Below are 1059 nucleotides of genomic sequence, written 5' to 3' on the forward strand. Positions count from 1 at the left end.
CCAGGTCGGCGCCGGCCTTGAAGGCGATGTCAGCCTCAAGCTCTCCAGCATCCATGGTCTTCATATCAGCAAAGACGATCTTGTCCGGGTGCGCGTTCTTGACAGCGGTGACGGCGGAGAGCCCGGCCGCCTTGATCAACGGGGTACCGAGTTCGATGATGTCGACGTACTCAGCGACCTGACCGGCCAGTTTGAGGGCGTCTTCGACGGTCAGGAGGTCCATAGCAACTTGGAGTTTCATGATGTTGTTTCTTTCTGTAGGGAACTGCGGTGGATATGGAAAGTGGAGGCCTCGATTATTCGAGGTTGGCGTGCCTGAGCCAAAGCTGTTCGGCCTGTTCATCGGCGTTGTCCCACAACGACTGGAAGATGGCCTCGGTGGCGAGGAAAAGCACCTGTTCGAAGAGGGACCCGGAGTACTGACGGGAAACGCTGGAGCCGTGGTCGGTCTTCTGGGCGGCAGGAATAATCACCAGGGCGTCGGCGAGACCAGCAAGCGGAGAATCCGGGTTGGTGGTGAACGCGGCAATCCGCGCCCCGGCCTTCGCCGCGGTTTCCGCCGACTTAACCACTCCCGAAGTCGTCCCCGACCCGGAAGCCACCAAAAGCAGGTCACCGGAACTGATCGCAGGAGTAGTGGTATCACCGGCAACATGGACAGTCAGGCCCAGGTGCATCAGCCGCATGGCCGCCATCCGCAGGACCAGCCCGCTCCGGCCCGCACCAGCAACGAACACCCGACCCGTCTGCCCGAGGTGGCCTGCCAGGCCGGCCATCTCCTGTGCGTCGATTTTAGCCGCCGTGTCCGCGATCTCGTCCCTGACGAGGGACAGATTGCGGACAATGTCACCAGCTGTACTGTGCACGGTAGGCGTGGGAGTTGTTGTTGGATTCACGATTTATCCCGTTCGATTCGGTCATCGGCCCTGTAACGGCCGAACGGATGATTCTGGTTGATATCCATGATCCCGAAACAAACGGGTAGGGGTAACACTGTTTTCTGACGGTTCTGACTACACTTAAGGACTGGCCAGACATTCCCGCCCCCGGTAGACTACC

Annotated in this window: 2 protein-coding genes; both read right to left on the minus strand. The window is 59.8% G+C overall.

Annotation, left to right across the window (positions count from 1 at the left end):
- Nucleotides 1-241: orotidine 5'-phosphate decarboxylase / HUMPS family protein (locus tag QMG52_RS21715; protein WP_283562475.1), on the minus strand; the 241-nt coding region annotated here is incomplete at its 3' end.
- Between the two features lie 55 nt (nucleotides 242-296).
- Nucleotides 297-896 carry a 6-phospho-3-hexuloisomerase gene (gene hxlB / locus QMG52_RS21720; RefSeq protein ID WP_283562476.1) on the minus strand — a complete coding sequence of 200 codons (600 nt, stop codon included), beginning with the start codon at nucleotides 894-896 and terminating at the stop codon, nucleotides 297-299.
- Nucleotides 897-1059: the final 163 nt, after the last annotated feature.

This window comes from Paenarthrobacter sp. PH39-S1 (assembly GCF_030063245.1).
Taxonomy (GTDB): Bacteria; Actinomycetota; Actinomycetes; order Actinomycetales; family Micrococcaceae; genus Arthrobacter_M.